This window comes from Modestobacter roseus, assembly GCF_007994135.1.
GTDB classification, from domain to species: domain Bacteria; phylum Actinomycetota; class Actinomycetes; order Mycobacteriales; family Geodermatophilaceae; genus Modestobacter; species Modestobacter roseus.
The window spans coordinates 2,621,353-2,639,350 of record NZ_VLKF01000001.1 but is presented as its reverse complement, the minus strand read 5'-3'; the positions used below and the strand labels follow the sequence as shown (position 1 = coordinate 2,639,350).

The window sequence follows — 17,998 nt, the reverse complement described above, 5'->3', positions numbered from 1 at the left end:
CGGCGCCGGCCGCGGCAGGTCCGGCGCCGTCGCGGGTGAGGACGGTCAGGAGGCCGGTCGGCCGGTCACTGCGGGTCCACCGGTGCGGCCAGGCTGCGGTGCACGGTGAACACGTGGGCCGGCTCCCGGTAGGGGTCGAGCTCGACGTAGTTGTGCTGGCCCCAGTCGTAGTGCGCGCCGGTGATCTCGTCGGTGACCGAGAACCGGTCGGACCAGTCCAGCCCGAGGGCCGGCATGTCCAGCGAGGTGGTGCCGATCTGGGCGTAGCTGCTGTTCAGCGAGACCACCACGAGCACTGCGTCGTCCGAGCCCGGGTCGGTCTTGGAGAAGCACAGCAGGTTCTCGTTGTCGATGTGGTGGAACCGCAGCGTGCGCAGCTGCTGCAGCGCCGGGTGCGCCCGGCGGACCTCGTTGAGCCGGCGCAGGTAGGGCGCCAGCGAGCGGCCGCTGGCGTCGGCGCCGGCCCAGTCGCGGGGACGCAGCTGGAACTTCTCGGTGTCCAGGTACTCCTCGCTGCCCGGGCGCAGGCCGACGTGCTCGAACAGCTCGTAGCCGGAGTAGACGCCCCAGGTCGGGCTCATCATCGACGCCAGCACCGCGCGGATCTTGAACATCGGCGGGCCGCCGACCTGCAGCGTCTCGTGCAGGATGTCCGGGGTGTTCACGAAGAAGTTCGGCCGCATGTAGTGGGCGTTGGCGGCCAGCTCGCGGCCGTACTCCTCGAGCTCCCACTTCTCCGTGCGCCAGGTGAAGTAGGTGTAGCTCTGGGTGAAGCCGACCCGGGCGAGCTGGTGCATCATGGCCGGCCGGGTGAACGCCTCGGCCAGGAAGATCACGTCCGGGTCGGTCTTCTTGACCTCCCAGATCAGCCAGTGCCAGAAGTTCAGCGGCTTGGTGTGCGGGTTGTCGACCCGGAACACCCGCACCCCGGCGTCCATCCAGTGCCGGACCACCCGCAGCACCTCGGCGTAGATGCCCGCCGGGTCGTTGTCGAAGTTGATCGGGTAGATGTCCTGGTACTTCTTCGGCGGGTTCTCCGCGTAGGCGATCGTGCCGTCGGGCTTGGTGGTGAACCACTCCGGGTGCTCGCGCACCCAGGGGTGGTCCGGCGCCGCCTGCAGCGCGAGGTCCAGGGCGACCTCCATGCCCAGCTCGCGGGTGCGGCCGACGAAGGCCTTGAAGTCGTCGAGGGTGCCCAGCTGCGGGTGGACGGCGTCGTGCCCGCCCTCGTCGCTGCCGATCGCCCACGGGGAGCCGACGTCCTCCGGGGTGGCGACCAGGGTGTTGTTCTTCCCCTTGCGGTTGACCTTGCCGATCGGGTGGATCGGCGGCAGGTAGACCACGTCGAAGCCCATGTCGGCGATGGCCGGCAGCCGGTCGGCGGCCTGCGCGAAGGTGCCGTGCGTGGGCTGGTCGCCGACGACCGGGCCCTCCGAGCGCGGGAAGAACTCGTACCAGGAGCCGTACAGCGCCCGCGGGCGGTCGACCCACAGCTCGTGCTCCTGCGTCGCGGTGACCAGCCGGCGGACCGGGTGCTCGTGGAGGAACTGCTGCAGCGCCGGGGCGAACGCCGGGGCGATCCGGGCGGTCAGCTCGCGGCCCTCGTCGCGGAGCGCGCCGATGGCGTCGTGCAGCGCCGGGCGGTGCTCCTCGGGCACGCCGGCCACGACCTCCTCCAGCAGCCGGGCACCGGACTCGAGGTCGTTGGCGAGCTCGTCGGCGCCCTGGCCGGCCTCGACCTTCACCTCGACGTCGTGGTGCCAGGTGCTCAACGGGTCGTCCCACGCCTCGACCCGGTAGGTCCACAGACCCTCCCGGTCGGGGACGACGGTGGCGGTCCAGCGGTCGGGTTCGGGCCCGTACTTCCGCATCCTGGTGAGGGCGGGAGCTCCCGCGGGGCCGTCCGGGGGCGTGAGCACCACGGTGGCGGCCACGGCGTCGTGGCCCTCGCGGAAGACGGTGGCGGTGATCGGCAGGTGCTCACCGACCACGGCGCGGGTCGAGAACGACCCGCACGACACGACGGGGGCGACATCGGTGATGCCGAGACGGAGATCTGCGCGGCCAGTCATCGCGGCCACGCTATCCACATCCGCACAGGTGGGCACGTCGAAGTGATCTCCCCTCCGCCAGGCGGGTGAGCCGTCGGGCCGCCCGGACCGGCCCGGTCGGCCCGGGAGGTCGTGTCCGGTGGGTGGACGGCGGAGGTCGTTCGACCCGGTGCGGACCGGGGTCCGCGGCTAGGGTCGGGTCCGTGCGAGCCCTGCGTCGACTCACCGTCCGAGCCTCGCTGCCCGAGGCGCTCCGTCCGCTCTCCCAGCTGGTCACGAACCTGCGCTGGTCCTGGCACCCGGAGACCCGCGACCTGTTCGAGGCGCTGGACCCCGAGCTGTGGGACAGCTGCGGGGGCGACCCGGTGAAGGTCCTGGGTGAGGTGTCGGCCGAACGCCTGGCCACGCTGGCCGGTGACCCGGCCTTCCTGCAGCGGCTGCAGTCGGTCGCCGACGACCTCCGGGAGTACCTCGACGCCCCGCACTGGTACCAGTCACTGGGCGCGGACGCACCGGCGACGATCGCCTACTTCTCCGCCGAGTTCGGCATCACCGAGGTGCTGCCGCAGTACTCCGGGGGCCTGGGGATCCTGGCCGGCGACCACCTCAAGGCCGCCTCGGACCTGGGCGTCCCGCTGATCGGGGTGGGGCTGCTCTACCGGTCCGGCTACTTCTCCCAGGGGCTGTCCGCCGACGGCTGGCAGCTGGAGCACTACCCGGCGCTGGACCCGCACGGCCTGCCGCTGAAGCTGCTGCGCGACGGCGACCGCAACGCCGTCGTCGTCGCGGTGCCGCTGCCCGAGGGGCGCACCCTCTACGCCCACGTCTACCGGGCCCAGGTGGGCCGGGTGTCGCTGCTGCTGCTCGACAGCGACATCGAGGAGAACGCCCCGGCCGAGCGCGGGGTCACCGACCGGCTCTACGGCGGCGGCGAGGACCACCGGCTGCGCCAGGAGATGCTGCTGGGCATCGGCGGGGTGCGGGCCCTGCGGGCCTTCTGCGCGCTGACCGGCACCCCGCAGCCGGAGGTGTTCCACGCCAACGAGGGCCACGCCGGGTTCCAGGGCGTCGAGCGGATCCGCGAGCTCACCGAGTCGCACGGGCTGTCCTTCGCCGAGGCGCTCCAGGCGGTGCGCGGCGGCACGGTCTTCACCACCCACACCCCGGTGCCGGCGGGGATCGACCGGTTCCCCAAGGCGCTCATCGAGCGGTACTTCGCCGGCTTCGGCGTCCCGGTCGACCAGCTGCTGCCGCTGGGCGCCGAGGAGGACCCGAGCAAGTTCAACATGGCGCACATGGGGCTGCGGCTGGGCCAGCGGGCCAACGGGGTGAGCCAGCTGCACGGCCACGTCAGCCGGGACATGTTCGGGCCCCTGTGGCCGGGCTTCGACCCCGACGACGTGCCGATCGGCTCGATCACCAACGGGGTGCACGCCCCGACCTGGACCGCGCGCGAGCTGCTGGAGCTGGGCACGCAGACCACCAGCCAGGGCGACCCGCTCGAGGTCGACGACGACGTGCACTTCGACGGGGTCGACCGCATCCCCGCCGGCGAGCTCTGGAGCACCCGCCGGCTGCTGCGCGGCCGGCTGGTCGACGAGGTGCGCCGCCGGGTGCGGGCCACCGCGCTGTCCCGCGGTGCGGCCGAGGCCGAGCTGGACTGGACCGAGACCGCGTTCGACCCGGACGTGCTGACCATCGGCTTCGCCCGCCGGGTGCCCTCCTACAAGCGGCTCACGCTCATGCTGCGCGACCCCGCACGCCTCAAGGCCCTGCTGCTGGACGACGAGCGGCCGGTCCAGCTGGTCATCGCCGGCAAGAGCCACCCGGCCGACGACGGCGGCAAGCAGCTGATCCAGCAGATGGTGAAGTTCGCCGACGACCCGGAGATCCGGCACCGGATCGCCTTCCTGCCCAACTACGACATCGGCATGGCCCGCTACCTGTACTGGGGCTGCGACGTCTGGCTGAACAACCCGCTGCGGCCGCTGGAGGCCTGCGGCACCTCGGGCATGAAGTCGGCGCTGAACGGCGGGCTGAACCTCTCGATCCGCGACGGGTGGTGGGACGAGTGGTTCGACGGCCAGAACGGCTGGGCGATCCCGACCGCCGACGGCGTCGCGGACCCGGAGCGGCGGGACGACGTGGAGGCGCAGGCCATCTACGACCTCCTCGGCCGCCAGGTCATCCCGCGCTTCTACGAGGTCGACGCCGACGGCATCCCGACCCGCTGGGTGGAGATGGTCCGCGACACCCTGCGCGAGACCGGGCCGAAGGTGCTCGCGACCCGGATGGTGCGCGACTACGTGCAGCGGCTCTACGTCCCGGCGGCCGGGGCCGCCCGGGCGATGGCCGCCGGCGGCTACGAGCCGGCTCGCGCGGAGGCGGCCTGGCGCGCGCAGCTGCTGGAGCAGTGGCCGGGGGTGCGGGTGGCCCACGTGGAGGCGACCGGCGTGGGGGAGACCCCGGAGATCGGCGGGGGCATCGGGCTGCGGGCCGAGGTGGAGCTGCCCGGCCTCGCGCCGTCCGACGTCCTGGTCGAGGCGGCCTACGGCCGGGTCGACGACGCGGACGGGCTGCACGAGGTCACCACGCTCCGGCTGCGGCACGACGGCGCGGAGGGTTCGCGGCACTGGTTCACCGGCACCGTGCCACTCGAGCGTACCGGCGCCTTCGGTTACACGGTCCGGGTGCTGCCGCACTCCGAGCTGCTGGCCACGCCCGCCGAGCTCGGGGTCGTGGTCAACGCCTGAGGGCGTGCGGTCGCCGGTCGATCGCTCACGCTGGGTGCGCGCTCGACAGCGGAACGTCGCAGTCTCGGTGGTGAAGGTGTGACCGCTGGTACGTGCCGTGCAGAACGGGCCGAGATCACGGCGCGGCGTGCGGTGGCGGGCGCTCGGATGTGCGCGCGCGTCGTTAGGCTGGCCTCCATGCCCGACCGCTGTGAGGTGCTCCCCGGAGACTCTGTCGTCGCCCGCCGCGGCGGTGGCCTGCTGTGGGTCGACGCCCCCGGTTCACCGGCGCTCGTCGCCGCGCTGCACGCCTGTCTCGGCGTCAGCGGCCCGGGCGCCGACCGCGTGCTCGCCGCCGTCGCCGGGCAGGTGAGCCGGCTCTCCGACGGCCCCGTCTCCTTCGCCCTGGTCCTCGCCGACACCACCGACGGCGCCGGCTCCGGCGTCGCGCTGTGGTCGGGCAAGGGTCAGCCCGCCGTCGACGGCGTGCCCGTCTCTGGGTCGGCCGCCGACGGCTGCACCCTGGCCGCGGGCTTCGCCCTGGGGCAGACGCTGTACGTGGGGCCCGGGCAGCCGGCCGCCGCGATGCCGCCGGGGGTCGCCCTGGACCTCGTCGAGGGCACCGTGCCCGGCTCCGGCGCGCTGCTGCAGCTGGCCGCCGCCGTGCCGCCCTCGGTCGCCGTGCCGAGGTCGACCGGTCTGCCCAGCGAGTCGCCCTTCACCGCCAGCACCGACGGCGGCTTCAGCGGTGGCGGGCGCGCCGCCGCGGCGGCTGCACCGTCGGGTGAGCAGACCGCGTTCTGGCGGCCGGAGCCGCCGGCGGCGCCGGTGCTCCGCTTCGACGACGGCCTGGTCGTCACCGTCGACGAGGACCTGGTCCTCGGTCGCCGTCCCGACGGCCACGACCTGGTCACCAGCGGCTCGGCGCGGCCCGTGCCGATCGCCGACACGCAGAACGTGCTGTCCTCCGCGCACGCCGCCATCCAGCGGTCCGGTCGGGAGGTGTCGCTGATCGACCTGGGGTCGCTCAACGGCACGCACGTCGCCGGCCCCGAGGCCACCGAGTGGACCCAGCTCGAGCCGGGCGTGCCGCACGTGCTGGCCGACGGCGACCGCCTGCTGCTGGGCTGGACCGTCATCACCTTCGAACAGGCCGCCGAGTAACCGAGCCCCACACGCCGAGACGGCCCCGTTCCCGATCCGGGAACGGGGCCGTCTGCGTCTCCAGAGCCGCAGGTCCGCCGTTGATCATGGTGGTCCTGCCCGTCGACACTCCGCCGGCCGCGGGTCTACGGGCGACGTGCCCATGATCAACAGCAGGTGCGGCCCGGCAGGGTCAGCGGACGGTGGAGCCCGGGTGGGCCGCGTCCCAGCTCTCCCGTGACCCGGCGATCGCGGCGCGGTTGGCGAGTGACCACTCCGCCAACCCCCGCACCAGGGCGCTGAGCTCACGGCCGCGGTCGGTCAGCGCGTAGGTGACCGTGGCCGGCACGGTGGGGTACACCGTCCGCGTCACGAGCCCGTCGCGCTCCAGCCGGCGCACCGTGAGGGTGAGCATCCGCTGGGACACCCCGGCGACCGCTCGCTGCAGCTCGCCGAAGCGACGGGTGCCGGCGGACAGCTCGGAGAGCACCAGCACCGACCAGGTGTCGCCCACCCGGTCGAGCACGTCGCGGATGCCGCAGTCCGGGTGATCGGCCCGGCCGCACGGCTCGAGCAGGTCGGTTCCCCCGGTGTGCCCTGCTGACATGGAAGTGCCTCCTTGTCCCGGCCGCGCGGGCCGCTGACGATCACGCCGTCGGACATCGTCCACCCTCCGGAGGAAGACCCCTCATGCTGCTCGTCACCGGCGCGTCCGGTCAGCTCGGTTCCCGCGTCCACGCCCGGCTGCTGGCCGCCGGCGTCCCGGCCCTCGCCGGGTCCCGCGATCCCCGGCGGCTCGGTGCCGGCGCGCGCGCGCTGGACTTCGACGACCCGGCGACGCTCGACCTCTCGGGGGTGCAGACCCTCGTGCTCGTCTCCGCGGGCTACGCCGAGGACGACGTCGTCATCGCCCGGCACGACCGGGTGATCACCGCGGCCGAGGACCAGGGTGTCCGGCACGTCGTCTACACCAGCCTGACCGCGGCCGGCGACCACCTGGGCTTCGCGCTGGCGCACCGGTGGACCGAGCGGCGTCTCCGGGCGGGCCGGCTGGGCTGGACCGTGCTGCGCAACGGGCTGTACGCCGAGCTGTTCGGTCGGCTCGCCAGCCCGCTGGACGGTGCGGTGACGGCGCCGTTCGGGGACGGTGCACTCGCGGCCGTCGCCCGGGAGGACCTGGCCGAGGTCACCGCCGTCGTGGCGGCCGACGCCGCAGCGCACCACGGGCAGACCTACGAGCTGGCCGGGACCGCCGCCTTCACTGCGGCGGACCTCGCCCGGGCGTGGGGGGTGGCGCGCCGCCCGGTCTCGTTGCAGGACCACCGGGCGGCGTTGGCCGGCGCGGGGCTGCTCCCGTTCCAGCCGCCGATGCTGCTGTCCCTCTTCAGCGCGGTGGCCGGCGGGTTCCTGGCCGGCACGGTCACCGACCTGCCCCGGCTGCTGCCGCGCCGGCCGCTGGACGCGCTCGCCGTCGCGGTGGCGGCCGGCCGGCCGTCGGCGGTGGTGGGCTGAGGGTCAGTCGGCGTGCGCCTCCGGCTGCGGGTGCCGGAGCACCCGGAGCGCCCACACCGAGCGGCCGGGCAGCTGGGCCGGACCCGGGGGCAGGGCGGTCGGTCGGGGTGGCTGGCCGGTCGGGTACTCGGTCGCGAGCACCAGCTCGTACCCGTCGCCCCACGGGTCGCCCGGCAGGACGACGTCGACGGCGTCGGCGCCGGCGTGCAGCCAGATCAGCCACGAGTCGTCGACCACCGGTCGCCCGCGCTGGTCGCGGTGCCGGATCCCGCGGCCGTCGAGGTACATGCCCACGGTCTGCAGCCCGGTGTCGAACCAGTCGCTGCTGGTGAGCTGCTCCCCGCTGGGGGAGAACCAGGCCAGGTCGCGGGTGCCTCCGGTGCCGGCCACCTCGGCGCCCTCGAAGAACGCCTCCTGGCGCAGCACCGGCGAGCGGCGACGCAGCCCCACCGCGTGCGCGACGAAGGACCACAGGTCGGCGTCGATCGCCCCCCAGTCGATCCAGGAGACCTCGTTGTCCTGGCAGTAGGCGTTGTTGTTGCCGCCCTGGGTGCGCCCCAGCTCGTCCCCGGCGGTCAGCATCGGCACCCCGGTGGACAGCAGCAGCGTGGCCAGGTGGTTGCGCACCTGCCGGGCCCGCAGCTCGGTGACGGCGGGGTCGTCGGTGGGGCCCTCGACGCCGCAGTTCCAGTTCCGGTTGTGGCTCTCGCCGTCCCGGTTGTCCTCGCCGTTGGCCTCGTTGCGCTTCTGCTCGTAGGTGACCAGGTCGGCCATGGTGAAGCCGTCGTGCGCGGTGATGAAGTTGACCGAGGCGAACGGGCGGCGGCCGTCGGAGCGGTAGAGGTCGGAGGACCCGGTGAGGCGGTAGGCCAGGTCGCGGACGCCCACCCGCGCGCCGGACCACACGTCGCGCACGGTGTCGCGGTACTTGCCGTTCCACTCCGTCCACGGTGGGGGGAAGTTGCCCACCTGGTAGCCGCCCTCGCCGACGTCCCACGGCTCGGCGATCAGCTTGACGGTGCTCACCACCGGGTCCTGGTGGACGACGTCGAAGAAGGCGGACAACCGGTCGACGTCGTGCATCGAGCGGGCCAGCGCGGAGGCGAGGTCGAACCGGAAGCCGTCCACGTGCATCTCGGTGACCCAGTAGCGCAACGAGTCCATCAGCAGCCCGAGCACGGCCGGCCGCCGGACGTCGAGGGTGTTCCCGCAGCCGGTGTAGTCGGTGTAGCGGGACCGGTCGTCGCCGGCGCCGAAGCCGCCGAGCCGGTAGTAGCCCGCGTTGTCGATGCCCTTGAACGACAGGGTCGGGCCGGTGTGGTCGCCCTCCGCGGTGTGGTTGTAGACGACGTCCAGGATCACCTCGATGCCCGCCGCGTGCAGCGCCTTGACCATCGCCTTGAACTCGGTGACCTGGCCGCCGGCCGACCCCGCTGAGCTGTAGGCGGCGTGCGGGGCGAAGTAGCCCAGGGTGTTGTAGCCCCAGTGGTTGGTCAGCCCGCGCCGCAGCAGGTGCGGCTCGCTGACGAAGTGGTGCACCGGCAGCAGCTCGACCGCGGTCACGCCGAGGGAGACCAGGTGCTCGACGAAGGCCGGGTGCGCGAGGCCGGCGTAGGTGCCGCGCAGCGTCGGGGGGACGTCGGGGTGCAGCATCGTCGCCCCCTTGACGTGCACCTCGTAGACGACGGTGTCCGACCAGGGGGTGTCCAGCCGGGTGTCGCCGTCCCAGGGGAACGAGTCGTGGATGACCACGCCCCGGGGCACGAAGGGCGCGGAGTCGCGCGGGTCGGCGAGGTTCGGGTCGTGCCGGTCGTGCCCGAACAGCGCGTCGTCGAGCACGAGTTCGCCGTCGACCGCCCGCGTGTAGGGGTCCAGCAGCAGCTTGGCCGGGTTGTACCGGGCGCCGGACGCCGGGTCGTGCGGACCGTGCACGCGGTACCCGTACCGCTGCCCGGGGCCGACGCCGGGCAGCCGCCCGTGCCACACCTGGTGGGTGGTCTCCTGCAGCTGCTGCCGGTGCTCGGTGCCGTCGGCGTCGAACAGGCACAGGTCGACCCCCGACGCGCCGGCCGACCACAGGGCGAAGTTGGTCCCCGTGCCGTCCCAGTGCGCGCCGAGCGGAGCCGGGCTGCCCGGCCACACCTCCGCCGTCCCGCCGTGCCAGCGTGCCCCCGTCTGTGCGTCCACCCGGAGCATGGTGCCCGACACGGCCCCGGCCCGGTCGTCGCGACGCCCGGTTGGTTGGTTGGATGGCCTGCGTGGAACACGAGCCCGTCGTCGAGATCCGGGGTGTGGACGTCGTCCGGGGCCAGGCGCACCTGTTGCGCGGGGTCGACTGGACCGTCCGGGCCGACGAGCGCTGGGTGCTGCTGGGGCCCAACGGGGCGGGCAAGACCACGCTGCTGCAGCTGGCGGGCGCGCAGCTGCACCCGACCCGCGGCGAGGTGCGGGTGCTGGGGGAGACCCTCGGCGCCGTCGACGTCTTCGAGCTGCGCCCGCGGATCGGGCTGACCAGCGCGGCGCTCGCCCAGCGGATCTCCCCGAGCGAGCGGGTGGGCGACGTGGTGGTCAGCGCCGGCTACGCGGTGATGGGCCGGTGGCGCGAGCGCTACGACGTCCACGACCTGACCCGCGCGGCGATGCTGATGCAGCAGTGGGGTGTCTCGCCCTTCGCGCACCGGCCCTTCGGCACCCTCAGCGAGGGTGAGCGCAAGCGCACCCAGATCGCCCGCGCGCTGATGACCGACCCCGAGCTGCTGCTGCTGGACGAGCCCGGCGCGGGGCTGGACCTCGGCGGCCGGGAGGACCTGGTCACCCGGCTCACCGGCCTGGCCCGCGACCACTACGCCCCCGCCCAGGTGCTGGTCACCCACCACGTCGAGGAGATCCCCCCGGGGTACACCCACGCGCTGCTGCTGCGCGAAGGCGAGGTGGTCGCCGCCGGCCCGATGGCCGAGGTGCTCACCGCGCCGCTGCTCTCGGAGGCCTTCGGCGTCGGGCTCGACGTCCAGCTGGAGCGCGGCCGGTTCGCCGCCCGCCGCGCCGCCTAAGGTCAGCAACCGGACACCGACGTCCCACCGACTCCACGGAGGCCCGGCATGACATCGCCCGAGTTCGTCACCCTGCAGGTCGAGGACGGCGTCGGCACGATCCGGCTGGACCGGCCGAAGATGAACGCGATCGACGAGCAGCTGCACCGCGAGGTGCGCGCCGCGGCGCTGGAGGCCGGGTCGCGGGACGACGTGCGCGCCGTCGTCCTCTACGGCGGTGAGCGGGTGTTCGCCGCCGGCGCCGACATCAAGGCGATGTCCCAGCTGACCGGCGCGAGCATGGTCGCCTGGGGCCGCGAGCTCACCGCGTCCTTCACCGAGGTGGCCCGGGTGCCGAAGCCGGTCATCGCCGCGATCACCGGCTACGCCCTGGGCGGCGGGTACGAGCTGGCGCTGTGCGCGGACTTCCGGGTGATGGGGCACGGCGCGAAGATCGGGCAGCCGGAGATCCAGCTCGGGGTGATCCCGGGCGCCGGCGGCACCCAGCGCCTGGCCCGGCTGGTCGGCCCGGCCAAGGCCAAGGACCTGGTCTTCACCGGCCGGCACGTGTCCGCGGAGGAGGCGCTGGAGATGGGGCTGGCCGACGCCGTCGTCCCCGACGACGACGTCTACCCGACCGCCCTCGCGATGGCCCGCAAGTTCGCCGCCGGCCCGCCGCTGGCGCTGGCCGCTGCCAAGCGGGCGATCGACGAGGGGCTGGACGGGTCCCTCGCGGCCGGCCTGCAGCTGGAGAGCCGGCTGTTCGCCGAGCTGTTCGACACCGAGGACCAGGCCACCGGGATGCGCTCGTTCCTGGAGCAGGGGCCGGGCAAGGCCACCTTCACCGGCCGGTGAGCGCCCCGGGCAGCCCGGGCACTGTGCGGCAGGTGCCCACTCCGGCGCCGGAGTGGGCACCTGCCGCACAGTGCCGCACCGCCCGCCGCAGCTGAGCTGCTCGGGAGCCGACCGGGCATCATGCCGGGGTGACCGCCCCGCGACCCGCCGACGTCGACCGCTCCGACCGCGCCGCCCGCGCCTGGGTCGAGTGGGCGGTGTCGCTGGTGGAGGCCGACGCGCACCGGTCGGCCGACACCCACCTGCTGGTCTACCCCCTGCCCCCGGAGTGGGGCATCGACCTCTACCTCAAGGACGAGTCCACCCACCCCACCGGCAGCCTCAAGCACCGGCTGGCGCGGTCGCTGTTCCTCTACGCGCTGTGCTCCGGGCAGCTGCACGAGGGCAGCACCGTGGTGGAGGCCTCCAGCGGCTCGACCGCGGTCAGCGAGGCCTACTTCGCGCGGATGCTGGGGCTGCCCTTCGTCGCGGTGATGCCCGCGGCCACCAGCCCGGAGAAGATCGCGCTCATCGAGTTCCACGGCGGCCGGTGCCACCTGGTCGCCGACGCCGGCAGCGTCTACGACGAGGCGCGCCGGATCGCCGCGGAGTGCGACGGTCACTACCTGGACCAGTTCACCAACGCCGAGCGCGCCACCGACTGGCGCGGCAACAACAACATCGCCGAGTCGGTGTTCGACCAGCTCGCCCGGGAGCGGCACCCGGTGCCGGAGTGGGTCGTCGTCGGGGCGGGGACCGGCGGCACCAGCGCCACGATCGGCCGGTACCTGCGCTACCGCCGGCTGCCCACCCGGCTGGCCGTCGTCGACCCCGAGGGGTCGGCGTTCTTCGCCGGCTGGCGGGACGGCGACCCGGCGGCGACCGCGCGCGGGTCGCGGATCGAGGGGATCGGCCGGCCCCGGGTGGAGCCGTCGTTCGTGCCGACCATCGTCGACCGGATGGTGCGCGTGCCCGACGAGGGGTCGCTCGCCGCGATGCGGCACCTGCAGCGGGTCACCGGCCGGCGGGCCGGCGGGTCGACCGGCACGAACCTGTGGGGCGCGTTCGGGCTGGTGGCGGAGATGCTCGCCGCCGGCCGCACCGGCAGCGTGGTGACCCTGCTCTGCGACGGCGGTGAGCGGTACGCCGACACGTACCACTCCGACGCGTGGCTGGCGGCGCGGGGCATGGACCTGGGCCCGTGCACGCGGACCCTCGAGCACTTCGCCGCGACCGGGGAGTGGCACCCTCCGACGTGACGGGGCCCACCCTCACCGGCGTCGTTACCGGTGGGTAGCCTCGATGATCGGCAGCGAGGCGGGCCCCCGCCCGCGCCCCGACTGAGCACCGCGGAGGTCGTCTGACGATGGACATCGTCGTTCTGGTCAAGCAGGTCCCCGACTCCGGCAGCGAGCGGAAGCTGGACCCGGCGGACAACACCGTCGCCCGGGCCACCGCCGACAACGTCATCAACGAGATGGACGAGTACGCCATCGAGGAGGCGCTGACCCTCAAGGAGGCGCACGGCGGCGAGGTGACCGTGCTGACCGTCGGCCCGGACACCGCCACCGACGCGATCCGCAAGGCGCTGTCGATGGGCGCGGACAAGGCGGTGCACGTCAGCGACCCGGCGATGCACGGCTCCTGCGCCCCGCAGACCAGCGCCGTGCTCGCCGCGGCGCTGTCCCGGCTGCCGTACGACCTGGTGCTCTGCGGCGCCGAGTCGACCGACGGCCAGGTCTCGGTCATGCCCGCGCTGCTGTCCGAGCGGCTGGGCATCCCGCAGCTGTCCGGTGCCCGCAAGCTCACGGTCGAGGGCACCACGGCCAAGGTCGAGCGGCAGACCGACGGCGGCTACTGGGCGCTGGAGGCGGAGCTGCCGGCGATCGTCTCCACCTGGGACACCATCAACGAGCCCCGGTACCCGTCGTTCAAGGGGATCATGGCGGCCAAGAAGAAGCCGGTGGAGACCCTCACCCTCGCCGACCTGGGCATCGACCCGGCGACGGTCGGCCTGGCCACCGCCACCAGCGCCGTCGTCGACTTCGCCGGCCGCCCGCCCAAGGGCGAGGGCGTGAAGGTCGCCGACGACGGCGACGGCGCCGGCAAGCTGGTCGGCTTCCTCGCCGAGCAGAAGATCGTCTGAGCCGGACCTCGAGGAAGAGGAGCAGCGGAACATGGCAGAGGTACTGGTCCTGGCCGAGCTCGACCCGTCCGGCCGGGCACGCAAGACGACGCTGGAGGCGCTGACCGCGGCCCGCGCCCTGGGTGAGCCCTCGGCGGTGGTGCTCGGCGCCCCCGGCACCGCCGCGTCGGTCCGCGAGCAGCTGGCCGAGTACGGCGCGGCCACCGTCTACGTGGCCGAGTCCGACGACGTCGACGCCTACCTGGTGGCCCCCAAGGCCGAGGTGCTGGCCCAGCTGGTCGCGGAGAAGCAGCCGGTCGCGGTCGTCATCCCGTCCTCGTCGGAGGGCAAGGAGATCGCCGGTCGGCTCGCGATCAAGACCGGCAGCGGCTTCCTCACCGACGTCACCGAGATCGCCCCCGACGGCACCGCCACCCAGGTGGCCTTCGCCGGGGCGACGATCGTGCACTCGAAGGTGACGGTGGGCACGCCGATCTACACCCTGCGCGGCAACTCGGTCACCGCGGAGCCCGCCCCGGCGGCCGGCACCGAACAGCCCGTGGCCGTGTCGGTCTCCGACCAGGCCCGGCAGACCCGGGTGGTCGACCGCGTGGTGGAGCAGAAGAGCAGCCGGCCCGAGCTCACCGAGGCGTCGATCGTCGTCTCCGGCGGCCGCGGGGTGGCCAGTGCGGAGAACTTCGCCGTCATCGAGGGGCTCGCCGACGCCCTCGGCGGCGCCGTCGGCGCCTCGCGCGCCGCGGTCGACTCCGGCTTCTACCCGCACACCTTCCAGGTCGGGCAGACCGGCAAGACCGTCTCCCCGCAGCTGTACATCGCCGTGGGCATCTCCGGGGCGATCCAGCACCGCGCGGGGATGCAGACCTCGAAGACGATCGTCGCGGTCAACAAGGACCCCGAGGCGCCGATCTTCGAGCTGGCCGACTTCGGCGTGGTCGGCGACCTGAACGCCGTCGTCCCCGCCGCGACCGAGCAGATCGCCGCCCGCAAGTAGTCGACGGGCCCAGTACGTCACGTGTCGGGCGTCGGTCCTCCGGGGCCGGCGCCCGACGCGCGTGCGGGGCCGTCCACTTCCACCAGCCGGGCGCCCGGCGACCGGGCCCGTCCTGCGGCGCCTACGCTTGCCGGTGCCATGACGCACCAGGACCTGCCATGACCCCCGTGGACCTGCCATGACCTACCTGGACCACGCGGCCACCACCCCGATGGTGCCGGCCGCCGTCGAGGCGATGGCCGCGCAGCTGGGCCGGGTCGGCAACGCCTCCTCGCTGCACGCCAGCGGGCGGGAGGCCCGGCGGGTGGCCGAGCAGTCGCGCGAGCAGCTCGCCGCGGCCCTGGGCGCCCGCCCCTCGGAGGTGCTGTTCACCGCCGGCGGCACCGAGGGCGACAACCTCGCCGTCAAGGGCCTCTACTGGGCCCGCCGCGGCGTCGACGACCGGCGGCGCCGGATCGTGGCCAGCCCGGCGGAGCACCACGCCGTCCTGGACAGCGTGGAGTGGCTGGAGAAGCACGACGGTGCCGAGGTCACCTGGCTGCGGGTCGAGCCCAGCGGCCGGATCACCCCCGAGGCGCTGGCCGACGCGCTCGGTGAGGGCACCGACGTCGCCCTGGTCAGCGTCATGTGGGCGAACAACGAGATCGGTGCGGTCAGCGACGTGGCCGCCCTGGCCGAGGTCGCGCACGCCGTCGGCGTCCCGCTGCACACCGACGCCGTGCAGGCCGTCGGGCAGCTGGCCGTCGACTTCACCGCCAGCGGCGTCGACGCGCTGACCATGACCGGGCACAAGCTGGGTGGGCCGATGGGCGCCGGTGCGCTGCTGCTGCGCCGGGACGCCGAGTGCACCCCGCTGCTGCACGGCGGTGGCCAGGAGCGCGACGTGCGGTCGGGCACCCTCGACGTCGCCGCGATCGTCGGGCTCGCCACCGCCACCCGGCTGGCCGTCGTCGACCGGGTCGAGCGGGTCGCCCGGGTCGCCGCGCTGCGCGACCGCCTGGTGGCCGGCGTGGTCGCCCAGGTGCCCGACGCGCAGCTCAACGGGCCACCGCTGGACGACGTCGTGGCCGGCGGGCCGGGGCGGCTGCCCGGCAACGCGCACCTGTCCTTCCCGGGCGCGGAGGGCGACGCGCTGCTGATGCTGCTCGACGCGCGCGGCATCGAGTGCTCGACCGGGTCGGCGTGCAGCGCCGGCGTCGCCCGCCCCAGCCACGTGCTGCTGGCCACCGGGGCCGACGCCGCCCGGGCGCGCAGCTCGCTGCGCTTCAGCCTCGGCCACACCTCCACCGACGGCGACGTCGACGCCGTGCTCGAGGTGATCGCGCCGGTCGTCGAGCGGGCCCGCCGGGCCGGCACCGGGCGGTCCTGACCGTGCGGGTCATCGCCGCGATGAGCGGGGGAGTGGACTCCGCGGTCGCCGCCGCACTGGCGGTCGAGGCCGGCCACGACGTCACCGGTGTGCACCTGGCGCTCTCCCCGGACCGCCAGCAGCTGCGCAGCGGGTCGCGGGGCTGCTGCAGCGTCGAGGACGCGCACGACGCCCGGCGGGTCGCCGACGCCCTGGGCATCCCGTTCTACGTCTGGGACCTGGCCGAGCGGTTCCGGGAGGACGTCGTCGAGGACTTCGTCGCCGAGTACGCCGCCGGCCGCACGCCCAACCCCTGCCTGCGCTGCAACGAGAAGATCAAGTTCTCCGCGGTGCTGGACCGCGCGCAGGCGCTCGGGTTCGACGCCGTCGTCACCGGCCACCACGCCCGGCTGGCCGGGGGCGAGCTCCGCCGCTCGGTGGACGCGGCGAAGGACCAGTCCTACGTGCTGGGCGTGCTCACCCCCGAGCAGCTGGCCGGTGCTGCCTTCCCGCTGGGGGAGATGACCAAGGAGCGCGTGCGCGAGCTGGCCGCCGAGCGGGGCTACGCGGTGGCCGCCAAGCCCGACTCGCACGACATCTGCTTCATCCCCGACGGGGACACCCGCGGCTTCCTGGCCCGCCGCCTGGGCGAGCAGCCCGGCCCGGTGGTCGACGCGCTGACCGGGGAGACGGTCGGCACGCACGGCGGCGCGTACGGGTTCACCGTCGGGCAGCGGCGCGGGCTGGGCATCACCACCGGCGACCAGCGGCCCCGGTACGTGCTGGGCATCGAGCCGGTGAGCCGCACGGTCACCGTGGGCACCGCGGAGCAGGCCGAGGTCGGCGAGGTGCGCACCGCGCTGCCCACCTGGGCCGGGCCCGCGCCCGAGCTGCCGTTCACCGCCGAGGTGCAGCTGCGCGCCCACGGTGCGGCGGTGCCGTGCACCGTCTCCGCGGCCGGGGACGGCGGGCTGCGGATCGAGCTGGGGAGCCCGCAGCGCGGCGTGGCCCCGGGGCAGTCGGCGGTGCTCTACGCGCCGGACCCGGTGCGCGGGGACCGGGTGCTCGGCCAGGCCGCCGTGGACCTCGCGGCCTGAGCGACCCGGATCCGGCGGACGGCGCCGGGACGGCGCGGGCTACGGTCGGCGGCGTGGCCCCGCCGACAGACGAAGGACCCCTCGACGCACCCGGGTCGCCGGACGGCGGCGGGAACGCGGACGAGTCGCCGCAGCCCGCACTCTGGGGACCCGCCTCCGGTGTCGGGTCGCTGCCCGGCACCGACCCGCTCGAGGCGATGCGGGTGGTGCTCGGCGAGCTGCCGGACTTCCCGCACCTGCCCGAGCTGCCCGGCCGGGGTGCCGGGTCGGACATGATCGGCCGCTCGGCGGCGCTGCTGGTCGACGTCGCCGTCGACCTGGTGCCGGCCGGCTGGCGGCTGGTCGCCCGCCCGGGCACCGACCAGCGCCGCGCGCAGGAGCTCCTGGCCCGTGACCTCGACGCCCTCCACGAGGTGGCCGAGGGCCACACGGGCCCGTTCAAGGTGCAGGTCACCGGCCCCTGGACGCTGGCCGCCGGACTGGAGCGCACCCGCGGTGACCGGGCCGTCGTCGACGCCGGCGCGCGGCGCGACCTCGCCCAGTCGCTGGCCGAGGGCGTCGCCGCGCACGTCGCCGCGGTGACCGGGCGGGTGCCCGGCGCCCGGGTCGTCGTGCAGCTCGACGAGCCCTCGGTGCCCGCGGTGCTGCAGGGCGGGCTGCCCACGGCGAGCGGCTTCGGCAAGCTGGCCGCGGTCGAGGCGCAGGTGGTCGAGGAGCTGCTCGCCGACGTCGTGGGCCGGATCGCGGCGCCCGTGGTCGTGCACTGCTGCGCCAACCGGGCGCCGCTGGAGCTGTTCCGCGCCGCCGGGGCCGCCGGCGTCTCCTTCGACCTCGGCATGGTGCAGGACCTCGACGACATCGGCACCGCGGTCGAGGCCGGCACCCAGCTGCTGGTCGGGGTGGTGCCGGGGACCGACGCCACCCTGGGCGCCCCGAAGGTGACCGCCAGTCGGGTGCAGTCGTGGTGGCGGGAGCTCGGCTTCCCGGTGGAGCAGCTGCACGAGGCGGTCACCCTGACGCCGGCCTGCGGCCTGGCCGGCGCCAGCCCGGCCTACGCCCGGACGGCGATGCAGCACGTGCGCGAGGCGGCGAGGTTCCTGCTGCCCGACTGACCG

The 17,998-nt window shown here is 74.5% G+C and carries 14 protein-coding genes; 11 read left to right on the top strand and 3 right to left on the bottom strand.

All coding sequences use genetic code 11. The features are described 5' to 3' along the window. Positions 1 to 65: 65 nt before the first annotated feature. A complete protein-coding gene (locus JD78_RS12480) occupies positions 66 to 2,072 on the bottom strand; it encodes an alpha-1,4-glucan--maltose-1-phosphate maltosyltransferase (RefSeq protein ID WP_153360161.1) in 2,007 nt (668 codons plus the stop codon). Positions 2,073 to 2,254: 182 nt separating this feature from the next. On the opposite strand from JD78_RS12480, the gene glgP reads away from it, so the two are divergent. Both glgP and JD78_RS12470 read left to right on the top strand, forming a co-directional pair. Beyond that, entirely contained in the window at positions 2,255 to 4,804 is a 2,550-nt protein-coding gene (glgP, locus tag JD78_RS12475; RefSeq protein ID WP_153360163.1) for an alpha-glucan family phosphorylase, read from the top strand. Positions 4,805 to 4,981: 177 nt separating this feature from the next. After that, positions 4,982 to 5,947 (top strand): FHA domain-containing protein, encoded by a 966-nt coding sequence (locus JD78_RS12470; RefSeq protein WP_153360165.1) that lies wholly within the window; start codon positions 4,982 to 4,984, stop codon positions 5,945 to 5,947. Between the two features lie 172 nt (positions 5,948 to 6,119). Here the strand turns inward: JD78_RS12470 and JD78_RS12465 are convergent, their stop codons facing one another. Then, positions 6,120 to 6,533, bottom strand: coding sequence for a winged helix-turn-helix transcriptional regulator (locus JD78_RS12465; protein WP_153360167.1), 414 nt, complete (start codon positions 6,531 to 6,533; stop codon positions 6,120 to 6,122). Between the two features lie 83 nt (positions 6,534 to 6,616). On the opposite strand from JD78_RS12465, the gene JD78_RS12460 reads away from it, so the two are divergent. Then, positions 6,617 to 7,438 (top strand): NAD(P)H-binding protein, encoded by an 822-nt coding sequence (locus JD78_RS12460; protein ID WP_153360169.1) that lies wholly within the window; start codon positions 6,617 to 6,619, stop codon positions 7,436 to 7,438. A gap of 3 nt (positions 7,439 to 7,441) precedes the next feature. On the opposite strand, the gene glgX is transcribed toward JD78_RS12460, so the two are convergent. Further along, the gene (gene glgX / locus JD78_RS12455) at positions 7,442 to 9,625 is read right to left on the bottom strand and encodes a glycogen debranching protein GlgX (RefSeq protein WP_228395143.1); all 2,184 of its coding nucleotides are present in this window, start codon (positions 9,623 to 9,625) and stop codon (positions 7,442 to 7,444) included. 62 nt (positions 9,626 to 9,687) lie between these two features. On the opposite strand from glgX, the gene JD78_RS12450 reads away from it, so the two are divergent. The 8 genes from JD78_RS12450 (at position 9,688) to JD78_RS12415 (ending at position 17,995) form a co-directional block, all read left to right on the top strand. Continuing rightward, complete coding sequence (locus tag JD78_RS12450; RefSeq protein ID WP_153360171.1) at positions 9,688 to 10,488, top strand: ABC transporter ATP-binding protein; 801 nt, start codon at positions 9,688 to 9,690, stop codon at positions 10,486 to 10,488. A 48-nt stretch (positions 10,489 to 10,536) separates the two neighbouring features. Continuing rightward, positions 10,537 to 11,322, top strand: coding sequence for an enoyl-CoA hydratase/isomerase family protein (locus tag JD78_RS12445; RefSeq protein ID WP_153360173.1), 786 nt, complete (start codon positions 10,537 to 10,539; stop codon positions 11,320 to 11,322). Between the two features lie 128 nt (positions 11,323 to 11,450). Further along, on the top strand, positions 11,451 to 12,560 hold the full coding sequence (cds1, locus tag JD78_RS12440; protein ID WP_153360175.1) for an L-cysteine desulfhydrase Cds1: 1,110 nt from the start codon (positions 11,451 to 11,453) through the stop codon (positions 12,558 to 12,560). 107 nt (positions 12,561 to 12,667) lie between these two features. After that, positions 12,668 to 13,447, top strand: a complete 780-nt coding sequence (locus JD78_RS12435) for an electron transfer flavoprotein subunit beta/FixA family protein (protein ID WP_153360177.1) — start codon at positions 12,668 to 12,670, stop codon at positions 13,445 to 13,447. 31 nt (positions 13,448 to 13,478) lie between these two features. Then, positions 13,479 to 14,438, top strand: coding sequence for an electron transfer flavoprotein subunit alpha/FixB family protein (locus JD78_RS12430; RefSeq protein WP_153360179.1), 960 nt, complete (start codon positions 13,479 to 13,481; stop codon positions 14,436 to 14,438). A 178-nt stretch (positions 14,439 to 14,616) separates the two neighbouring features. Beyond that, entirely contained in the window at positions 14,617 to 15,807 is a 1,191-nt protein-coding gene (locus tag JD78_RS12425) for a cysteine desulfurase family protein (protein WP_153360181.1), read from the top strand. A 2-nt stretch (positions 15,808 to 15,809) separates the two neighbouring features. Beyond that, a complete protein-coding gene (gene mnmA, locus JD78_RS12420) occupies positions 15,810 to 16,883 on the top strand; it encodes a tRNA 2-thiouridine(34) synthase MnmA (protein ID WP_153360183.1) in 1,074 nt (357 codons plus the stop codon). A 53-nt stretch (positions 16,884 to 16,936) separates the two neighbouring features. Then, positions 16,937 to 17,995 carry a methionine synthase gene (locus tag JD78_RS12415; protein WP_228395144.1) on the top strand — a complete coding sequence of 353 codons (1,059 nt, stop codon included), beginning with the start codon at positions 16,937 to 16,939 and terminating at the stop codon, positions 17,993 to 17,995. The last annotated feature ends 3 nt before the right edge of the window (positions 17,996 to 17,998 follow it).